13 protein-coding genes are annotated in these 21,395 nt (G+C 32.6%); 9 read left to right on the top strand and 4 right to left on the bottom strand.

Annotated features, from left to right (window positions below):
• Positions 1-39: 39 nt before the first annotated feature.
• The gene (locus B3C18_RS04505; RefSeq protein ID WP_291143072.1) at positions 40-1,017 is read right to left on the bottom strand and encodes a peptidoglycan DD-metalloendopeptidase family protein; all 978 of its coding nucleotides are present in this window, start codon (positions 1,015-1,017) and stop codon (positions 40-42) included.
• Between the two features lie 279 nt (positions 1,018-1,296).
• On the opposite strand from B3C18_RS04505, the gene alaS reads away from it, so the two are divergent.
• Positions 1,297-3,933: an alanine--tRNA ligase gene (alaS, locus tag B3C18_RS04500; RefSeq protein ID WP_291143069.1), complete on the top strand. Its 2,637-nt coding sequence runs from the start codon at positions 1,297-1,299 to the stop codon at positions 3,931-3,933.
• Positions 3,934-4,123: 190 nt separating this feature from the next.
• Positions 4,124-4,975: a hypothetical protein gene (locus B3C18_RS04495; RefSeq protein ID WP_291143066.1), complete on the top strand. Its 852-nt coding sequence runs from the start codon at positions 4,124-4,126 to the stop codon at positions 4,973-4,975.
• Positions 4,976-5,174: 199 nt separating this feature from the next.
• On the opposite strand, the gene B3C18_RS04490 is transcribed toward B3C18_RS04495, so the two are convergent.
• Positions 5,175-6,920 (bottom strand): ABC transporter ATP-binding protein, encoded by a 1,746-nt coding sequence (locus tag B3C18_RS04490; RefSeq protein ID WP_291143063.1) that lies wholly within the window; start codon positions 6,918-6,920, stop codon positions 5,175-5,177.
• A 365-nt stretch (positions 6,921-7,285) separates the two neighbouring features.
• Here B3C18_RS04490 and B3C18_RS04485 point away from each other — a divergent pair, with 365 nt between their 5' ends.
• From B3C18_RS04485 to B3C18_RS04455, 7 genes are all read left to right on the top strand, one after another.
• Complete coding sequence (locus B3C18_RS04485) at positions 7,286-8,014, top strand: hypothetical protein (protein ID WP_291143060.1); 729 nt, start codon at positions 7,286-7,288, stop codon at positions 8,012-8,014.
• Positions 8,015-8,107: 93 nt separating this feature from the next.
• Positions 8,108-9,064 (top strand): GSCFA domain-containing protein, encoded by a 957-nt coding sequence (locus tag B3C18_RS04480; protein ID WP_291143057.1) that lies wholly within the window; start codon positions 8,108-8,110, stop codon positions 9,062-9,064.
• A gap of 250 nt (positions 9,065-9,314) precedes the next feature.
• Complete coding sequence (locus B3C18_RS04475; RefSeq protein ID WP_291143053.1) at positions 9,315-14,426, top strand: translocation/assembly module TamB domain-containing protein; 5,112 nt, start codon at positions 9,315-9,317, stop codon at positions 14,424-14,426.
• A complete protein-coding gene (locus tag B3C18_RS04470; protein WP_291143051.1) occupies positions 14,410-16,728 on the top strand; it encodes a BamA/TamA family outer membrane protein in 2,319 nt (772 codons plus the stop codon). Before B3C18_RS04475 ends, B3C18_RS04470 begins: the two co-directional genes overlap by 17 nt.
• A gap of 174 nt (positions 16,729-16,902) precedes the next feature.
• Positions 16,903-17,532, top strand: coding sequence for a DUF4230 domain-containing protein (locus B3C18_RS04465; RefSeq protein ID WP_291143049.1), 630 nt, complete (start codon positions 16,903-16,905; stop codon positions 17,530-17,532).
• Between the two features lie 273 nt (positions 17,533-17,805).
• Entirely contained in the window at positions 17,806-18,348 is a 543-nt protein-coding gene (locus tag B3C18_RS04460; RefSeq protein ID WP_291143047.1) for a hypothetical protein, read from the top strand.
• A 79-nt stretch (positions 18,349-18,427) separates the two neighbouring features.
• A complete protein-coding gene (locus tag B3C18_RS04455; protein WP_291143045.1) occupies positions 18,428-18,934 on the top strand; it encodes a hypothetical protein in 507 nt (168 codons plus the stop codon).
• Between the two features lie 83 nt (positions 18,935-19,017).
• On the opposite strand, the gene B3C18_RS04450 is transcribed toward B3C18_RS04455, so the two are convergent.
• On the bottom strand, positions 19,018-20,784 hold the full coding sequence (locus B3C18_RS04450; protein WP_291143043.1) for an aromatic amino acid hydroxylase: 1,767 nt from the start codon (positions 20,782-20,784) through the stop codon (positions 19,018-19,020).
• 137 nt (positions 20,785-20,921) lie between these two features.
• On the bottom strand, positions 20,922-21,368 hold the full coding sequence (locus B3C18_RS04445; protein WP_291143041.1) for a hypothetical protein: 447 nt from the start codon (positions 21,366-21,368) through the stop codon (positions 20,922-20,924).
• Positions 21,369-21,395: the final 27 nt, after the last annotated feature.

The raw sequence follows: 21,395 nt of genomic DNA, 5'->3' as shown, positions 1-21,395 counted from the left end.
TGTTTCTAATTTATTTCAAAAATAATACTTTTTGTAGTATTAATCTAATGACTGATTTTCCTGGTTTGCCATTTTCGAAATTGCCACGTATTCTGCCGCCGAAATATTACCGTAATAGAAGTTCAGCGGGTTTACAACTTTACCATCTTTATGGACTTCATAATGACAATGCGGCCCTTCAGATCTTCCTGTGCTTCCTACATAACCTATAACATCACCGCGTTTGACATGTTGTCCGGGTCTGCAGTTGTATTTGCTTAAATGCGCGTACAAACTCTCATATCCAAAACCATGCCTGATCACTACATGGTTCCCAAAGCCCGAAGCCGTGTTGTCAGCCCTTGCCACAACACCGTCGCCGGTGGCATAAACAGGCGCTCCTGTGTTGGCAGTAAAATCCATTCCGTTGTGCATTTTTCGCACTTTCGTGAAAGGATCGATTCTGTATCCAAATCCAGAAGCAACACGTTTTAAATTTTCATTTCGCACGGGCTGAATCGCCGGAATTGCTAATAATAAACTTTCTTTTGCACCGGCTAATTTCAGTATTTCGTCTAATGACTTAGACTGAATTGCTAATTCTTTTGAAAGTTTATCAATTCTTTTTGTCGTATTCAAAACCAGCTGCGAATTGTTGTAACCTTCTAAAATCTTATATCTTTCAGGGTTTCTAAAACCTGCTTTTCTAATAGAATCCGGAATTTCAGCTTTATTAAAATATACTCTGTAAATATTATTGTCTCGTTCTTCTAATGCATCTGCGGCAGCGTCAATTTCGTCCAGTTTTTTATTCAAAATTGAATATTGCAGTTTTAAATTTTCAATTTCTCGTGCCTGCAAACGATCTTTCGGTGTTTCAAAATACGGTGTGTTAATTAAAAGTACAAAAACTAAAAATCCAAACAATGCCGAAGCCACTAAAAACAGTAAAGCATAACCGATTTTGATTCTTTTTCTGGTTTTTATTTTTGTATAAGCCAGATTTTCTGAGTCGTAATAATATTTTACTTTCGCCATATTTTAAAATACGCTATTTTTGCAGCTTGTAAAATCAATTAGTCGAACAAAAGTGCTAAATGTTTCAGTTGTTGACGACTTTTTTACAAGAACAAAATAATTTGATAATTTGGGGGAATTACATAATTATATAATGCGCAAAATAGGGAATTTATTGTTGTAAAACATAAGTTTTAATTTTCGATTTTAAAATTAACGCATTATTAATTTAAGATTTTTTCTAATTATCACATTATCAAATTGACACATTTGTAAACAGATACATTTTCTAATTTAAATATGAAATCACAAGACGTACGTAAGCAATTTTTAGACTTTTTTAAAAGCAATGGACACCTTATTGTTCCATCGGCTCCAATCGTTCTTAAAGACGATCCAACCTTAATGTTCAATAACTCGGGAATGGCCCAGTTTAAAGAATTTTTCTTAGGGAACGGAACTCCAAAAAGTCCAAGAATAGCCGATACGCAAAAATGTCTTCGTGTTTCTGGAAAACATAATGACCTTGAAGATGTAGGTTTTGATACGTATCATCATACTATGTTTGAGATGTTAGGAAACTGGTCTTTTGGAGATTATTTCAAAAAAGAAGCGATCAACTGGGCTTGGCAGCTTTTGACAGAAGTTTATAAAATTCCAAAAGAAAATCTTTATGTTTCTGTTTTTGAAGGAAGTAAAGAAGATAATGTTCCTTTTGACCAGGAAGCTTGGGATATCTGGAAAACTTTAATTGATGAGGACAGAATTATTCTTGGAAATAAAAAAGACAATTTCTGGGAAATGGGAGATCAGGGACCATGCGGACCTTGTTCTGAAATTCACGTTGATTTACGTCCGGAAGCTGAGAAAGCTTTGGTTACAGGAAAAAGTTTGGTAAACAACGATCACCCGCAAGTAGTTGAAATCTGGAATAATGTATTCATGGAATTCAACCGTAAAGCTGACGGATCTCTTGAGAAACTTCCTGCTCAACACGTTGATACCGGAATGGGATTTGAGCGTTTGTGTATGGCTTTGCAAGGAAAAACATCAAATTATGATACCGATGTTTTTACACCGCTTATTGAAAAAGTAGAACAAATTACAGGTTTAAAATATACATCTGATGAAGTAAAAAACATCAGCGAAGAACAAAATAAAACCAACATCGCAATTCGTGTTGTTGTAGATCACGTTCGTGCGGTTGCTTTTGCAATTGCTGACGGACAATTACCGTCAAACACTGGTGCTGGTTATGTTATTCGTAGAATTTTACGTCGTGCAATTCGTTACGGATTTACATTCTTGAATACTAAAGAACCGTTTATCAATAAATTGGTAGAAGTTCTGGCAAACCAAATGGGAGAATTTTTCCCTGAAATTAAATCACAGCAGCAATTAGTTACCAATGTAATTCGTGAAGAAGAAGCTTCTTTCTTAAGAACTTTAGATCAAGGTTTACAATTGTTGGAAAATGTAGTTACAGAAACTACAGGAAAAGAAGTTTCTGGTGCTAAGGTTTTTGAATTGTATGATACATTTGGTTTCCCAAAAGATTTGACAGCTTTAATTCTAAAAGAAAAAGGTTTCTCTTATAATGAAGCAGAATTTGAAGTTGAATTGCAAAAACAAAAAACACGTTCTCGTGCAGCATCTGAAGTTTCAACAGAAGACTGGAATGTTTTGATTCCTGGAAATGTAGAAACATTTGTAGGTTATGATAAAACAGAAAACGAAGTAAAAATTACTCGTATTAGAAAAGTTGATTCTAAAAAAGATGGTATTTTGTACCAAATCGTTTTAGATAATACGCCATTTTATCCAGAAGGTGGAGGACAAGTCGGTGATAAAGGAACATTGGTTTCGGCAAACGAAACAATTGAAATTATCGACACTAAAAAAGAGAATAACTTGATTTTGCATTTTGCAAAACAGCTTCCTGAAAATGTAGAAGCAGGTTTTGTAGCAAAAGTAAATACTGATTTAAGAACTTCAACTTCAAAAAATCACTCGGCTACGCATTTAATGCATTTAGCTTTGAGAAGCATTTTAGGAACGCATGTGGAGCAAAAAGGATCGTTGGTAAATCCGAATTACCTGCGTTTTGACTTCTCACATTTCAGCAAAGTTTCTGATGAAGAGATTAAACAAGTTGAAGCTTCTGTAAACGCTCAAATTGAAGCACAATTACAGTTGGTTGAACACAGAAATATTCCAATTCAGGAAGCATTGGATAAAGGCGCAATGGCTTTATTTGGTGAGAAATACGGCGATAATGTTCGTATGATTGAATTTGGTGATAGTAAAGAATTATGCGGTGGTATTCACGTAAAAAATACAGCAGAGATTTGGCATTTCAAAATTATTTCTGAAGGTGCTGTTGCAGCTGGAATTCGTCGTATCGAAGCAATTACTGGTGATGCAGTGAAAAACTTCTATCTAAACCAGGAAAACACATTGGCAGAGATAAAAGAAACGCTTAAAAATCCGCAGGATATTTTAAAATCTGTTGCTTCGCTTCAGGATGATAATGCTAAGTTGAAAAAACAAATTGAGCAATTATTAAAAGAAAAAGTAGGGGCTTTAAAATCAGAATTAGAGAAAGATTTCCAAGAGGTAAACGGAGTAAATTTCCTTGCTAAACAAGTTGATTTAAGCATGGCTTCGACTAAAGATTTGGCTTCTGCATTAGGAAGTTCAAAACCAGATTCGTTTGTGTTTTTGGCTTCTGTAGAAGATGGTTTACCAAATATTCATTGTTATATCGCTAAAGAATTGGTTGCAGGCAAAAGCTTAAATGCTAATGCGGTAATCAAAGAATTAGGAAAATATATTGACGGAAATGGAGGAGGACAGCCTTTCTTCGCATCTGGAAAAGGAAAAAATGCAAATGGAATTGCTGAGGCTTTGGATAAAGCGATTGAGTTTCTTAAATAAGGTTCTGAGGTGCTAAGATTCTAAGGGACTAAGTTTTTTATTCCTATAGTAAACCCGACAGGTTTTAAAAACCTGTCGGGTTTTTTGCATTTACATGAAATGGCTTAAAATGTTATTTTGATAGCTTTTAGGGGTAATAAGTAAAATGAAAAGCAGATTATTTTGAGGGTTAATTTAAAACCAAAATATTATGAAAAAGAATTTATTTTATTTTTTAACGGCTTTCTTAGTTGTCTTGAGTTCGTGTTCTTCTGTAGATGAAGATACTAATAGTAATAATAAGACATATAATATGAAGCTAGGACAACAATTTGTAGTCTTGCCAAAGACAATAAAGATTAGTAACTCGGACAATTCTTCTGAAATTTTAGAAACGCTTTCTTATAATGGAAATAAGATCGTAAGTAAAACGAGTAAAAATGAAAGGACTGATTATACCTACGAGGGAGATTTTATTGTTAAAGAAATTAAGTATAATACTCAAAGTGGCAGTGATGTAAAGAAAGAAGAATATTCATATGCTTATGAAAACAACAAATTGGTTTCTACAGCTTACTCAAAAAATTTTACAGCTAAATATCCAAATGGAAGCTATAGAGAGAGAAGTGTTTACACGTATAATGCTGATAGCAATGCTGTAATGAAAACATATTATAAAGATTTAGAATTTTTTGAAGCAGAGAAATTAGGAGATATCGAGTTAGAACGTAATATTGATCAGCTTACTTTTGTCAATGGAAATTTGACAAAACGAGTTTCGGTGATTAGTTGGGGTTCGTATATCAATTATTATGATACAGACACGACAGAATATTTATATGAATATGATACAAATAATAATCCTTTTAAAAATGTTTTAGGATTTGATTTATTAATGAAGGATGTATTTGTAAATAATGCAGTTAAAACAACTATGTCATCTGTTTTATGGAATGGAAATTATTTAAATTCAAATTCTTCTAACATAGAATACGTCTATAATGAAGAAGGATATCCTGTAAAAGTATCAGAAAGATTTAAAATCACAGAATACATTTATTAATAAGTACAAAATGTTATAATTGATTTTATCAAATAAAACATAAACCCGACAGATTTTAAAAATCTGTCGGGTTTTGTATTTGTAGTATTTTCTCATTTTATTCCCTTTTGTCGAAGGATAAATGACAAATAAAACGTTTAATGGATCATTATTTAAAAACTTAGAATCTTAGTATCTCAGCAACTTAGAACCTCAAAAACTATTTTCTTTCCCCAATCTGCTGACGCCACATAGCATAATACAAACCTCTTTCCACAATTAAATTATCATGTTTACCTTGCTCAATGATTTTACCTTGTTCCAGAACAAAAATTCTATCAGCATGCATTACAGTAGATAAACGGTGTGCAATTAAAACCGTGATTCTGTTTTTATCAGATATATTTCTAATTGTCGCATTGATTTCTTCTTCAGTAATAGAATCCAACGCCGAAGTCGCTTCATCAAAAATCAATAAATTCGGATTTCTAAGAATAGCTCTTGCGATAGATAAACGTTGTTTTTCTCCACCCGAAACTTTAATTCCGCCTTCACCAATTGTAGTGTTTAAACCATCTTCGGCACGCTTAAGAAGTTTATCACAGCTTGCTCTTTTTAAGGCATCGTATAATTCTTCGTCGGTTGCATTTGGTTTAACAAATAATAAGTTTTCGCGGATTGTTCCAGAGAATAATTGTGCATCCTGTGTTACAAAACCTAATTGTTTTCTTAGATCAAGTAAATCAATTTCGGTAGAATCAATTTCGTTATAAAGAACCTGACCTTCAGCCGGGGTATACAATCCAACTAATAGTTTTACCAAAGTCGTTTTTCCGGAACCAGACGGGCCGACAAACGCAACAGTTTGACCTTGTTTAATTTCAAAGTTGATATTTTCAACTGCTTTGAATTTTGCCGTTTTATGCTGAAAACTCACATTCGAAAATAATAACGACTGAATTGCTCCAACATGTTTTGGACTTTTCGGACGGAATTCTTTTGGAGCGCTTAATAATGTTTTGAAATTTTCCATTGAGACTTTGGTTTCATTCAAAGCAATAATGAAATTTCCAAGTTCCTGAAGCGGACCAAAAATGAAAAAGGTAAAGAATACCATTGTAAGCAAATCACCCACAATAATTTTTCCTCCAAATAGGAAATAATATAAAGTGAAAACAACACAGGTTCTTAAAAAGTGAACCGTTGTTCCCTGAATAAAACTCAAGCTTCGAATGAATCGGATTTTTTCTAATTCTAATTGAAGAATTTTAAAAGTGTTTAAGTTCAAACGTTTCTCTTCCTGATACGTTAAACCAAGACTTTTTACCAATTCGATGTTTCGTAAACTCTCCGTTGTAGAACCAGCCAAAGCATTCGTTTGATTGACAATTTTCTTAGAAACAATCTTGATCTTTTTACCTAAATAAGAACTTACCAAAGCAATAATTGGTGCTGTAATTAAAAAGATAATCGAAATTCGGTAATCAATTCGAGCAACATAAAGAATTACAAAAATGAATCCGATAACGGTTTGAAAAATCAAAGAAATCGAAAGCGTGATTAATTTTTCAGAGTCAGAACGGACTTTGGTTAGCTTACTCAAAGTTTCACCGCTTCGCTGATCTTCAAATTCGGCGTAAGGTAAATCGAGCGATTTTTTAATTCCGTCGGTATACATTTGTGCGCCGGTTCTCTGGATCACCACATTGGTGAAATAATCCTGAAAGTTTTTGGTAATTCTGGAAATCATCGCAGCACCAAGCGAAAGTCCAAGCCAAAAAGAAAGGGATTTGATAAAACCAGTTGGATTTCCTTCGTATTTGTGTAATCCAACACCGCAATCCTGCATTAATTTACCGGTAATAATAGAGTCTGATAAACTGAAACAAATGTTTATAGAGGCCATAATCAACGCAAAAAGCAAAAGCATTTTGTGTTTGATTATATAAGAATATAATAATTTCATAGATAGTTTAAAAAAATGGAAGATGCAAAAGTAAGCAAATGTTTTAGTTTCTGAACTTGATTATTGTTATTAAAAATGTAAATTTTTAAATATAAAAATTTTGAAAAACTTTTTGGCTTGAGCGTAAAACTTAAGAAAAGAGCTAAGTAGTTTTACGGAAGCCTAATTTTTTGTGTATTTTTTATAAACATTAAAACTTTACTTACAGCTTTGGTTTTTAATGTATTATATTTATCTAGGTGAAAACAAACCAAAAAGCAGCCACAATACGATTTTTTTATAACAAAATAGGTTTAAAAATAATTGGAATATAAGTAATGTTTCATTTACATTTATTCTAATAATTAATAACAAACCTATAAAAAATGAAAAAACTTTTACTTCTTTTTGGAGCTTTAGCTCTTTCTTTAACATCTTGTTCTAGTGATGATTCACCTTCTGATGAGTCTACAACAGATGGAGTATTATTAAAAAAAATAATCACAACAACATCTAAAGGAAAAGTAACTACAAATTATACTTACGATGGTAATAAGATTGTTAGCGATGTTGATGATTCGGGAGAATCAAATGCATATTACACTTATACTGGAGATTTAATTACTAAAATAGAATATAAACTTCCTAATGGTACAGTTGAGCAAATAAATACTTATGCTTACACAGATGGAAAATTAACAACTTTTGTTAGAATTGATCCTGGAATGGATTGGGGAAATAAAGAACTTTACACTTACAATGCAGATGGTACAGTTACTTCTAAACAATATATTGGCGACTCTAAAACACAAACTTCTCTTAATGCAACAGTAATAATAAAATTTGCTAATGGAGAAGTAGTTGATATGATTAATGATTTTAATGACAGCCATAGCTACACTTACGATACAAAAAACAATCCGTTTAAGAATGTTTTAGGCTGGAACAAAATTAATTTTACTGATGGAGAAGCAAACGATGTTCTTCATAATATGCTTACTGATAAAGCTGAAGGAGAACTTTGGTATAGCTACACATATACATACAATGCGGATGGTTACCCTACAAAAAGTGTAGAAAGCGTTGAAGAAGAAACTGTAGAATATTTCTACTAATAGATAATTGATATTTATAATCAAAAGCCAGGTGCATTTGCATCTGGCTTTTTTGTTTCTAAAAATTAACCGAAATTTACACAAAACAATATTATGCAATTCAGAACCCAAATCCCAATTTCAAGAAGTAACAATCCAATCGATTATAATTCGAAGATACTTTCTATTGGTTCTTGTTTTGCAGAAAATATGGCCGAGAAATTTGATTATTTCAAATTTCAAAATCAAACAAATCCGTTTGGAATTATATTCAATCCCGTTTCGATTGAGAAATTATTTAGCCGGGTTTGCAAAGAAGAATTGTTTACAGAAAAAGATGTTTTCTTTCACAACGAACGCTGGCATAGTTTCGAAGTTCATTCAGACTTAAGTAATGCTGACCGACAAGAATTATTAGAAACACTAAACAAAGCTATTACCGAAACCAACAAAAAGATCAAAGAAGCGACACATATCATAATCACATTTGGAACTTCCTGGATTTACAGAAATATCGAAAGCACAGAAATCGCTGCCAATTGTCATAAAGTGCCTCAAAAGCAATTCTTAAAAGAATTATTATCAATCGAAGTAATTCAAAAAAGTATTCAAAACACTATAGGTTTAATCCAGACTTTAAACTCAAATATCAATTTCATTTTTACCATTTCGCCTGTACGTCATATAAAAGATGGTTTTGTAGAAAATCAATTAAGCAAATCACACTTATTTTCAGCTCTGCATGCTGTGTTGAATACTGAAGACTTTAAACTGAACACTGAATACTTTCCGTCATACGAAATCATAATGGACGAACTTCGCGATTATCGTTTTTATAATGAAGATATGCTCCATCCCAACCAAATTGCGATCGATTATATCTGGAAACTTTTCAGCGAAAACTACATTTCACAAGAAAGCATTTCAACAATGCAGGAAGTAGACGAAATCCAAAAAAGCCTGCGCCACAGAAGCTTCAATCCCGAATCAGAACAACACCAAAAATTCATAGCTAAACTTCAGCAGAAAATGAATCTTTTAGAAGAAAAGATTTCCCATATTAAATTTTAATTTTCAGCAAGCACTGGTTTCAACCATGCGACAGCACAAATTTTTTATAAAATATTTAGGATAAAAAAACTTTGCGCCATAGCGCCTTTGTGGCTAAATCATAAAAGTAAGAAATTAACTATTTTACAGTGAAATTTTAGAATAATTGCCAATAATTATGTAAATTGTTAAAGGTTTAAATTTTCCATTTTTGTAAGATGTGTAACCATGCTTTTTTCAGAAGCAATTAAATCCTGTATTTTATTGACCTATGAATAAGAAAACTATTCATTATTTTAAAAAAACACTTCGTGTACTATTATGGTGCGTGGTTTCTGTAGTGGCACTTTTATTACTTCTTATCATCTTAATTCAGGTTCCATCTGTTCAAAATTTCGCCAAAGACAAAGCGATTTCCTATCTCCATAAAAAAATTAAAACCAAAGTTACTTTAGACCGAATTGCCATTAAATTTCCAAAAGATGTAGTTCTCGAAGGTTTTTATTTTGAAGATCAAAAAAAAGATACATTGCTGGCAGGAAAACGCTTAGAAGTCGATGTTGACCTTTTTAAACTCGTAAGCAGTGAACTCGAAATCAATTCCGTTTCGCTCGAAAATGTAAAAGCCAATATTTCCCGAAATAAAGACGGCGTTTTCAATTTCGATTATATCATAAAAGCATTCGAATCAAAAGAGCCAAAAGTCGAAGATCCAAATGCTAAACCATTCAAAATATCAGTTGTAAAAGTTAATTTGGATAATGTCAAATTTAATTTTAAAGACGATTTTTCTAAAAACGACATTGCTGTAAAACTGACACATTTCGACACCAAATTCAATAAATTCGATTTGGATAAAATGGATTTTGATATTCCGAATATCGATTTAAACGGATTAAAATTAGTTTTAAATCAGGATGTTGTGGAACAAATTGCAGTTGTTTCGGTAAAAACCGTAGATACCATTTCAAAGCGCAAAGACTTCAAATTAAAACTGGGAAAAATCAGTTTGTCAAAAATTGATGTTGCTTATGACAATAAAGATTCAAAATTAGATTCGGGAATAAAACTCGGAAATTTAAATTTATCGGTTAATGAAATTGATTTAAATAAACAGCTTTTAGATTTCGATACTTTCGAACTAAAAAATCTTAGCGGAAATCTACGATTAGGAGTAAAAGACAAACAAATTCAAACACCAAGTTTAGATACAACAGCCATAAAGCAAGCTGGCTGGAAAGCAAAACTCAATAAAGTCAACATACAAAATATTGCTTTTAAGTTTGATGATATGCAATCGAAACCAACTTCAAAAGGAATCGATTATAGCCATTTAGATTTGAGCAAATTCAATCTTGAAGCCGAGAAATTGTATTATGGAAACGACACCATTTCTGGAAATATAAAATCACTCGCAGCAGTAGAAAAAAGCGGTTTGAACATTCAGTCTTTAAAAACAGATTTATTCTACGGGCCAAAAAATGCTCATTTAAATAATCTGTATTTAAAAACGCCGCAAACACTTGTAAAAGATAAAATCAATGTTGAATACAAATCACTCGCAGCGCTTCAAAAAGATATTGCAAATCTTGCTGTCGATGCCAATTTAAAAGATTCAAAAATAGGATTCAAAGACATTTTGTTATTTGCTCCCGATTTACAAAAAACAAATCCGTTTAAAAGTAATCCAAACGCCGTTTTATACATAAACAGCCGTGTGAGCGGAAAAGTAAAAGATTTGAATATTCCGAAATTCGAAATGAGCGGAATTGGCACTACAAAAGTTTCCCTTTCGGGGAAAATAACCGGACTTCCTGATGCGCAAAAAGCGTATTATGATTTAGATATCAAAAAAATAGCTACGACTTCTAAAGACATAAATACGTTTGTACCAGCTGGAACAATTCCGAAAAACATTCAGCTTCCGTCGCAAATAAACCTGCAGGGAAAATTTAAAGGTTCTGTGCAGAATTTTAAAACCAATCTGGCTTTAAACAGCAGTTTCGGAAATGCAAAAGTTGATGCTTTATTTGATCAGCGTGTTAAGAAAAAAGAGAAATACGATGCAACGGTTTATTTACTTGATTTTGATTTAGGAAGATTAATCAAAAACGATTCGATTGGAAAAATTACGCTTAAAGCGAAAGTAAAAGGAAATGGTTTAGACCCGAAAACAGCAAAAGCAGAATTAGACGGAATTGTTCAAAAAGCAGTTTTCAACAGATATACCTACAGAGATTTAGCTTTAAAAGGAAATATTGCAAACGGTTCATTCACAGTAAAATCAGGAATGCAAGACCCGAATTTGAATTTTGATTTGGTTACAAGTGGAAATACACAAGAAAAATATCCGTCAATTAAATTAAAACTAAACCTGGATATTGCCGATCTTGAAAAATTAAATCTTCATGCCGGACCAATGAAACTTCGCGGTAATGTCGATGCTGATATTGCCAATAGTAATCCGGATTTCCTAAACGGAAAAGTGTTTCTTTCAAACGTTCAGATTTTGCAGGATAAAGAACCAATCGTTTTAGATTCGGTTCGTGTCATTGCTTTTTCAGACAATACACGAAATAATATTAAAATCTCCTCTCAGTTTTTAAAAGCCGAAGTCGATGGAAAATACAAATTGACAACATTAACGGCGGCAATAAAAAAATCATTATCAAAATATATCGACTTAAAAACTCCGAAAGCAAACGGAGAATCTGACGAACAGCGTTTGGCTTTTACAGTAACGGTTGACAATGATCCAATTCTTTTTAAACTAATTCCGAAACTGACAGGTTTAGAACCAATTAAAATCACGGGAAAATACAATAACGTAACCGATTCTTTAGAAATAAGAGGAATAATTCCGAGAATTGTATACGCAGACAATACAATTTCCGACGGAAAAATTAATATAGAAGCCAAAGAAAATGCCCTAGAATATTCTGTTTCTGTTGCAACAATTGAAAGCGGTTCATTAAAAATTCCGTTTACCAGTTTATCCGGAAAAGTAGAAAATAATGTTTTGACTTATGCGCTTGAAGTTCAGGATGCAAAAGAAAAACCTCAATATTTTATTGCAGGTGAATTTAAGGCAGAAGATTCTAAAAATATCTTTAAAATAGATGCCGAAAACTTCATTTTAAATTACGATAAGTGGAATATCGATCCTGAAAATGCCATAGAATTTGGAGATAAACGTCTTTACATCAATAAATTTTTCCTAAATAATAACGGAAATGAATTAAAAGTTCAATCACAGGGAACGCAGGATAATGCGCCATTGCAAGTCGATTTTGTGAACTTCAAAATCGAAACCATTATGAATATGGTTAAAAAAGATAAGCTGTTGATGCAGGGTTTAATTAACGGAAATGCTGTTGTTGAAAACGTAATGACAAGCCCAACTTTTACTTCTGATTTAAAAATTGATGATTTTGCTTTTAGAGGAGAAGCGGTTGGCGATATTGAAATAAAAGTGGATAATAAAACCACTAATTTACTAAATGCAAATGTGGCATTAACCGGAGAAGGAAACGAAGTAAACCTAACCGGAAATTACAAAATGGACGACGGAAACCTTGACTTCAATTTAGATATCAATAAATTGTATGTTAAAAGTATTCAGGGTTTTACAATGGGCAACGTAACAGACGGAACGGGATATTTATCCGGAAACTTTAAAATTATAGGAAATGCATCAAGTCCAAAAGTTGCGGGCGAATTAAACTTTAATGATGCCGGTTTTAGAATTACACAGCTGAACTCTTTCTTTAAAACAGATAATGAAAAAATCACTTTTAATAATGATGTAATCACGTTTGATAAATTCACGCTTAATGATGAAAATGACAACGAATTATCTGTAGACGGAACCATTCAGTCTCCTGATTTCAAAGCGTATAATTTTAATTTAGTTGTTACAGCTGATGATTTTAGAGCTATACATTCTAAAGAAGTCGATAACGATTTGTTTTATGGCGATATGTTTCTGGATACAAAACTGAATATTAAAGGAAACCTTGAAAGTCCGGTTGTTGACGGAACCATTAAAATTAATAAAGAAACCAAGTTTACAGTCGTAATGCCGCAGTCAGATCCTTCAATTGCAGATCGTGAAGGAATTGTAGAGTTTGTCGATGAAGATAATATGTATTTGAAACAAACGGTTGATTTGCAAAATAAACTTGATCAGTCCGATGTAAAAGGAATGGATGTAAATGTCGCCATTTCGATTGATAAAGAAGCAGAACTCACTTTGTTAATTGATAAAGCAAATGGTGATTATTTGAAGTTGAAAGGCGAAGCAGAATTAGTTGGCGGTATAGATAAATCAGGAAAAACAACTTTGACTGGAAAGTATGAGTTTACAGACGGTGCCTATGAAATGAACTTTAACGGAATCAAAAGAAAATTTGATATCCAAAAAGGAAGTTATATTACCTGGAATGGTGAACCAACAATGGCAAATTTAAATATCACGGCAATTTATAAAGTAAATGCCGCGCCAATTGATTTATTAGGAAACCAACTTGGAAACGATGATTCGGCAGTAAGAAATACATACAAACAAAAACTTCCGTTTCAGACTTTATTGAAAATGAAGGGAGAATTAATGAAACCGGAAATTTCTTTTGGAATCGTGCTTCCCGAAGGAAATTATGATGTTTCTTCAGATGTGGTTGAACTTACGCAGACAAAACTGAAACAATTAGAACAAGATCCGGCAGAACTAAACAAACAGGTTTTTGCCCTTTTATTATTAAACCGATTTGTGGGCGAAAATCCATTTGCAAGTGAAAGCGGCGGTACAAATGCAGAATCTTTGGCAAGACAAAGTGTGAGCAAAATTCTTTCGCAGCAATTAAACAATCTTGCCGGCGAATTAATTACAGGATTTGAAGTCAATTTTGATTTAGAATCTACAGAAGATTATACTTCTGGAACCATGCAAAACAGAACTGATTTGAATGTTGCTGTTTCTAAAAAACTGCTCGATGACAGATTAAAAGTAACGGTAGGAAGCAGTTTTGGCGTTGAAGGCGCAGAACGTGCCAACGAAGAAAGCACCAATATTGCGGGAGACGTTGCACTGGATTATCAGCTTACAAAAGACGGACGTTATATGGTACGTGCTTACAGAAAAAACCAATATCAGGTAGCAGTTGAAGGTCAGGTTGTAGAAACTGGAGTTGCTTTTATAATCACAATGAGTTACAATAAGTTCAGAGAACTTTTTCATCGTTCAGAACAAGAAAAACAAATGATTCGAGAAGAAAAAATTCGCAAAGAGAAAGAAAAGCAAAAAAAGAAAGAAGCAAAAGAGAAGGAAAAACTAGAAGAAGATCAGCAGGAAAATCAAATTGAAGGAAATGAACAAAAAACATAATCATATAGAAAATCAATATATAAAGTATTTTGTACTGTTCTGCCTGTTTTTTGTTTTAGGCTGCAGTAATACAAAATATTTGCCGGAAGGCGACTTGCTTTACGTGGGAGGTTCTGTAAAAGTCAAAGATTCTTTAATTAAGAAAAAAGAAAGAAAAGCACTCGAAAAAGAATTAGAAGATTTATTGCGCCCAAAACCAAACAAGCAAATTTTAGGATTACGTCCTAAATTATGGATATACAACCTTGCCGGAGAACCTAAAAAACAAAAAGGAACCAGATATTGGCTCCGTAATAAAGTAGGCGAACCGCCTGTACTTTTCAGCAAAGTCGATTTAGATTATAATGCTTCGGTTTTACGAAATTTTACCGAAAACCGAGGTTATTTTAAAACCCGTGTCAGCGCTGATTCGACCGTTCGAAATAAACGAGTTACGGCAGAATATACCGTTATTCCTAAAAAACAATATATCATTAAAAGTATAACTTTCCCAGATGATTCATTAGCAATGTCCAGAATTATTGGAAGATCAAGCCGAAGAAGTTTATTAAAAGTTGGAAAACCGTATGATTTGGACGTTATAAAAGCCGAAAGAGAACGAATTGACGCCAGACTTAAAGAGAAAGGATATTTTTACTTTAACCCAGATTATCTTTTAGCTCAGGTAGACAGCAGTAAAGGCGATCACGAAGTAAAAGTTAGAATTGTAATAAAGCCCGATACGCCGCCAAAAGCCCTTACAGCGTATAAAATCAATAATATTTATGTGTATCCGAATTATTCACTTTCGAATGACAGTGTGGTTTATAGAAAAAGGGATATTACACAATATAAAGATATTACGATCATCGATACAACAGAAACCTTTAAACCAAGGATTTATGATCGAACGATATATTTTAAAAAAGGGGATTTGTATAACAGAAAAGACCATAATTTAACCTTAAACCGATTTGTGAATCTCGGAACTTTTAGTTTTGTAAAAAATGAATTTAAACCTTCAGATAGTATTCCAAAAACTTTAGATTCGTATTACTACTTAACGCTTCTGCCTAAAAAGTTTATTCGTGTTGAGGTTTTAGGAAAGACAAATTCAGCTAGTTATACGGGTACTGAAGTCAATGTAAACTGGAATAACCGAAACATATTTAAAGGGGCAGAACTATTTACAATTTCTGTTTTTGGCGGTGCCGATTTCCAGCTTGGCGGAGTCAATAAAGGAAAAAATATTTATAAACTTGGAGGAGAAGTTAGTTTGACCTGGCCAAGGTTTATTACGCCTTTTCATATTGAAGGAAACAGCGAATATGTGCCAAGAACCAAAGCAACTTTGCGATATGAATATCAAAAAAGAACACAATTATATGCGTTGAATTCTTTTAATGCCTCTTTTGGATATTTATGGAAAGAAAATATTCGAAAAGAACATCAGTTAAATGTAATGGATATAACGTATGTGAGTCCAAATCATGTTACGCCCGAATATTTAGAAGATATTCAGCAAGATCCGGCTTTAGGAAAAGTGATTGAAAAACAGTTGATTTTTGGCCCGACATATAGTTATACCTATACAAATACGATGCAGAAGCGTCGAAAAAACACAATCTACTTTAATGGTGAATTAGATTTAGCCGGAAATCTTACAGGTTTAGTTACAGGAGCAAATATTAAGAAAAACGATACCATAAAAATATTTGATGTTCCGTTTAGTCAATATGTGAAAATCAAATCAGATTTCAGGCATTATTTGAAATTAGGAAAAGAAAGCGAACTAGCCAGCCGATTAATTGTAGGTGCCGGATTTGCTTACGGAAATTCAAATACATTACCAACATCAAAACAATTTGTAGTAGGAGGAACCAATAGTATTCGTGCCTTTAGAGCCAGAACTTTAGGGCCGGGAAGTTATGTTATTCCGCCAACAACAAACAACAATTACACACCAGATCAATCGGCAGATTTAAAACTGGAATTCAATACAGAATATCGTGCAAAATTATTTAGCATTGTAAGAGGCGCAATATTTTTAGATGCGGGAAATATTTGGCTTTTAAATGCCGATCCTGATAAACCCGGAGCCGAAATCTCAAAGGATTTTATGAAAGAGCTTGCCATTGGAGCAGGAGCAGGATTGCGTTTCGATTTGTCGTTCCTTGTTTTAAGAACAGATTTGGCTTTCCCTCTTCGAAATCCAGCGCTACCAGACGGACAAAGATGGGTAATCGATGATATTAATTTCGGAAGTGGACCATGGCGAAAAGACAACCTGATTTTGAATATCGCTATTGGATATCCTTTTTAGAAAAAGTTTGCCACGAATTTCACTAATTTTCACTAATTTTTTTGTGATGCTTAATTTATGAATTGATCAATAAATACAGCGCATAGAATTAGTAAAAATTAGTGAAATTCGTGGCAAAAAAACTTTAGTAAGCTTCAAAAAAAAGAAGTAAATTCGTCTAAATAATTTATTGGAATGCAAAACTTGATCAAAAGAATTATTAGTATCGGTATTACTATTTTAGTCATTGTTCTGGCTTTTAAATACTGCCAGTTTAAAAAAGATGACGACTCTACAATCGATTATAATACCAATTTAATTCAGCAACAAATCTTAAATGTTGGAAAATTGGTTGTAACCGAAGGGCATTTCTCCGAAGTGATCACTTATAAAAATCAGCAGAAGTATTTGATGGATATGATTTCGTTCGAAAAAAAGGCGCTTATTGTGGTAAATGCCAATGTTACCGTTGCCTACGATTTGCATAAAATGAAATACGATATCGACGAAAAAAACAAAACCATCACAATTCTAAATATCCCAAAAGAAGAAATCACAATCAATCCCGATATTCAATTTTATGATGTCGAACAAAGTAAACTGAATCCGTTTACGGGCGATGATTACAATAAAATCAACAAATCGGTAAAAGCCAATCTGGCGAAAAAAATCGAAAAATCAACCCTAAAAACAAATGCCCAAAATAGATTAATAAGCGAATTGTCAAAAATCTTAATAATGACAAATTCAATGGGCTGGAAACTACAATACAACGGAAAAACTATTGAATCTGAAAGTGAATTAAATCAAGATTTGAAGTTGTAGAGGTTTGCCACAAAGGCACAAAGGCGCTAAGTTTTTTTTGCCACTCCTGATGGCTATCGGGATAAAAAAACAAAATAATTTTACTTGCCTCCTGCTTTAGCTGGAGGTAAGCATGAAAAAATTTAAAAAGGCTTTAGCCAAAAAATAAGCTTTGGCTAAAGCCTCTATAGCTGGCTTTATTTTTTCCTCCAGCTAAAGCAGGAGGCAATTAAAAAGTTTGAGTCTGTTAGTCTAATCAGAAATCTGTGTTTTATATATAAATAAAGAAAATTAATGGCAATAAATTTACAAAAACGAATAGGTTATCTTTTACTTATATTATCAGCTGCTAACCTCATTCATTCTTTATATCAGATTATTATAAGATGGGGAAGCTGGGGATATTATAATAGTAAGTTTTATTCTCAACCCTATTTTGAACAGATTTTCCCATATTTATTATTCGATAAAATATCTATTAGTTCAACAGAAGAATACAATAGATTAATGTTATTTAAAACATTTTTTTTTCTTTTTAGTTTTTTACCTGTTTTTCTTTCTATAATTTTAATTTTAAATAAATGGTACTCAAAAACATTAACGAAAGTGTTTTTAGTTGTATTTATTCTATTAAATATTTTCGCAATATTTGTAAAATCATCTTTTTTTCTTCCTGTTAGAAATGAATTTTCCACAAATGAAATAGCAAATAATAGATATTTAATGAGTTGTATTTGTTATTATTCAGTAATGTCGTTTATTGCGCTTTTAATGTTTATCGGATTGTTTTATTGTAAAACCAAAAAAGAAGAAAAGATTGAAACTACTTCAATTTAATAAATATTTTAAATAATTATTAGCTGTGAAAACCACTTTTTTACTATTTATTTCATTCTTAAATCTGAATTTTTTTGGAATGGATTATTACATCGAAGCAAATGTAAAAACTCCGTGCAAAGATGATTTTCCTTCCGGTTTGTCTTTCTTTTTTGAACAAGTTGGCGGCTATGAAGAAAAAAGCATGGCTAGTCAGGTTGAGAAAATTTTAAAAATTGATCTTTCCACTTTTCAGGAATATGATTTTGAAGACTCTTCAATGCCCAATAAATATTGGAAAAATATTAATGTTTTTGAAAAAACAATTGATGATTTATTATTCAAAATAAAAGCAAATCCAAATTATTTTAAAAAAGTAAAGTACAATCCTGTTTATGAGGATTATGTATATTCTTCTGATAAAAAAGACATGGAAAAAAATCTGCAAAAAATCAAAGAGTATGAGAAAAACCCATTACACGAATATCCATATAATAATGGATATTTAAACTCAAATAAATTTGTAGAAGAGTTAAACCAATTAAAAAGCCTTCTAAAATGTTATAAAAAACATGGCGCTACAAAAATAAAACTAACCTACATGTAATTATAAATAAGCTTTGCAAGATTAAAAAAATCTGCGCATACCAGCTTAAATCAGTAAAATCTGCGGGCAAAAAACTTCGCGTCTTAGTGCCTTTGTGGCAAAGAACTATCAAATATCAAATCCAATCCACCAGAAATTAAATGCGCAATTTCAGGACGTTTTTCTTTCAATTGATCCAAATAAACCAAAATTTCCTGCAAAAGCTGTTTTTCATCAGAATCTTTCAAAAGCTCTGCAAGTTCAACAGATAATAACCAATCGTTTGAATGATTATTTTTTAGATTTTCAAAAATAGATTTCAATTCCTTTTTAGAACCTTTATTTTTTCTAATATCTCTAACTAACGCATATAAATTCTCCAATTCATCACGTTCATCAGTATGTTTCGCTTTTATAGTTTTAGAAGAAGGAACGATATTAATCAAGTCAAAACTATTTACATCGGCTGGGCCAGAAAAAGCAGAAATTACTTTTTTACCAATTGCCATATCGTAATTTCCCCAATCAGGCTGAAACAAAATAGTTTCGCCATGCGTTACCGTACAATTTCTAAAACTGATCAAAATGATTTCTCCGTGTAAGTTTCGGGAACCCGTAATAATTTCACCTTCAACAATAATATTACCTTCAAATTCCAGTTTTACTGTTTCATTTTCTACAATGCTGTAAGCCTGTAAATCCTTCGGGCTCATATCTTCAATCGCAAGATTAAAACCTTTTAGTTTCCCAATCGGACTTCCAAATCCGTGTGGATGCGTTAAAGTTCCATGACCAACTAATTCTTTTTCACGGTACGATAAAGCCGTTTTTCCGGTTGTTTGAATGTAAACCGGTTTTCCTTCTTCTTCAATAACATTTGTAAAAACTCCCGAAACTTGTAGACCTGTACTCAATTCAATTGTTCCTAGAGCATTGGATTGAATTAATTTTTTAATTCCCGAAAGACCTCCGGTACGAAGCGCCATTTTATTGGCAAACTCTTCCAGAATCAAACTTAAATAAGAAAAATTAGGTGTTACATAAAGCTGCGGCTGCAACTGCGTAATATCAAAATTCTGATTCGCTGCCGAAATATCATAAGGGATTTTCTTTACATTATCAGTCATACACCAGGCACTTTCACCAATTGAAGAAAGTAATCCTGCGCCGTAAATTTTTGGTTCTTCAACTGTTCCAATCAAGCCATATTCAACTGTCCACCAATGCAGGTTTCTAATTTGAGCCATTTCAGACAATTCACCCATATCATTTTGTAAATCGGCAACTGCTTTTTCGGCTTCGTCAATTTTTTCCTGCGGCGTATCTTCGGCTTCTTTTAAAATAGAAAGTAAACGAATCGCTTCATACATTTGATAATCTTTGTGAGATGAAATTGCTTTACAGCCAATTTCACCAAAACGTCTCAAATATTCTGCATATTCAGGATTGGCAATAATAGGAGCGTGGCCGGCACCTTCGTGAATAATATCTGGTGCGGGTGTATATTCAATATGTTCTAATTGACGGATATCTGATGCAATAACCAAAACATTATAAGCCTGAAACTCCATAAAAGCATTTGGCGGAATAAATCCGTCAACGGCAACTGCAGCCCAGCCAATTTCAGTTAGAATACGATTCATTCCGTACATACTCGGAATAGAATCAATTTCGATTCCTGTTTTGCGTAAACCTTCTAAATAAGAATGATGCGCCACTTTTGAAAGGTAATCTACGTTTTTGCGCATAACATATCGCCAAACCGCCTGATTAATAGGTGTGTAATCACTATAATCCTGAGGCTTAATAAATTGCTTTAAATGTTTTGGCAATCGTTCTAATAACGGATTGGTTTCTATAGATGCATTCATTTCGAAAACGTTGTAGATTAGAATGTAAAATTACGAATTTAGGTAGCTATTTTTTGCTATTCATCACAAAATTTTTATTCGAAAGTGATTTTTATTGCGTTTTTATAGATTTTTTGAAGTTGATTGAAAAACAAATTCTAGCAGTCATTATTTTCATAATTAACTTTTTCCAATGTTTTCTCGAAGTTTTCCAGTTCTTTCTTCGTCATTGTGGCTTCTTTCAAGTCGACTGGTAATTGTTTTTTAGCATCAGAACTAATCCATAAACCGGTAAAAGTATTTCCGGTTTTCTTTAAAATTAATACACCGCTAAAACCATGTTCGACTAAAACAAATTCATTTTCTTTCTTTTTATTTTGCGTAATATTAAGCTGAATCCATTTTTTTGATTTGTCATATCGATACATAGACGTGTACATTAAATCGGCAGTACATGGATTTTCTTCTGTTTTAATATAAACTGTTATTGGAGTTTTTCCATCAACAGTTCCTTTATATGAATTAAAAGCAGGAGCTTGTGATTGAGCGTTTAAGAAATTAAAAAAAGAGAAACAGATTATAAAGAACAGGATAACTTTTTTCATTTTAAATAGTTGATTGGTTTTTGATAG

The sequence above is a fragment of the Flavobacterium sp. UBA7680 genome (assembly GCF_002482975.1).
Lineage (GTDB): Bacteria > Bacteroidota > Bacteroidia > Flavobacteriales > Flavobacteriaceae > Flavobacterium.
The sequence above is the reverse complement of the archived record's forward strand: the minus strand, read 5'-3'. Positions and strand labels throughout refer to the sequence as shown.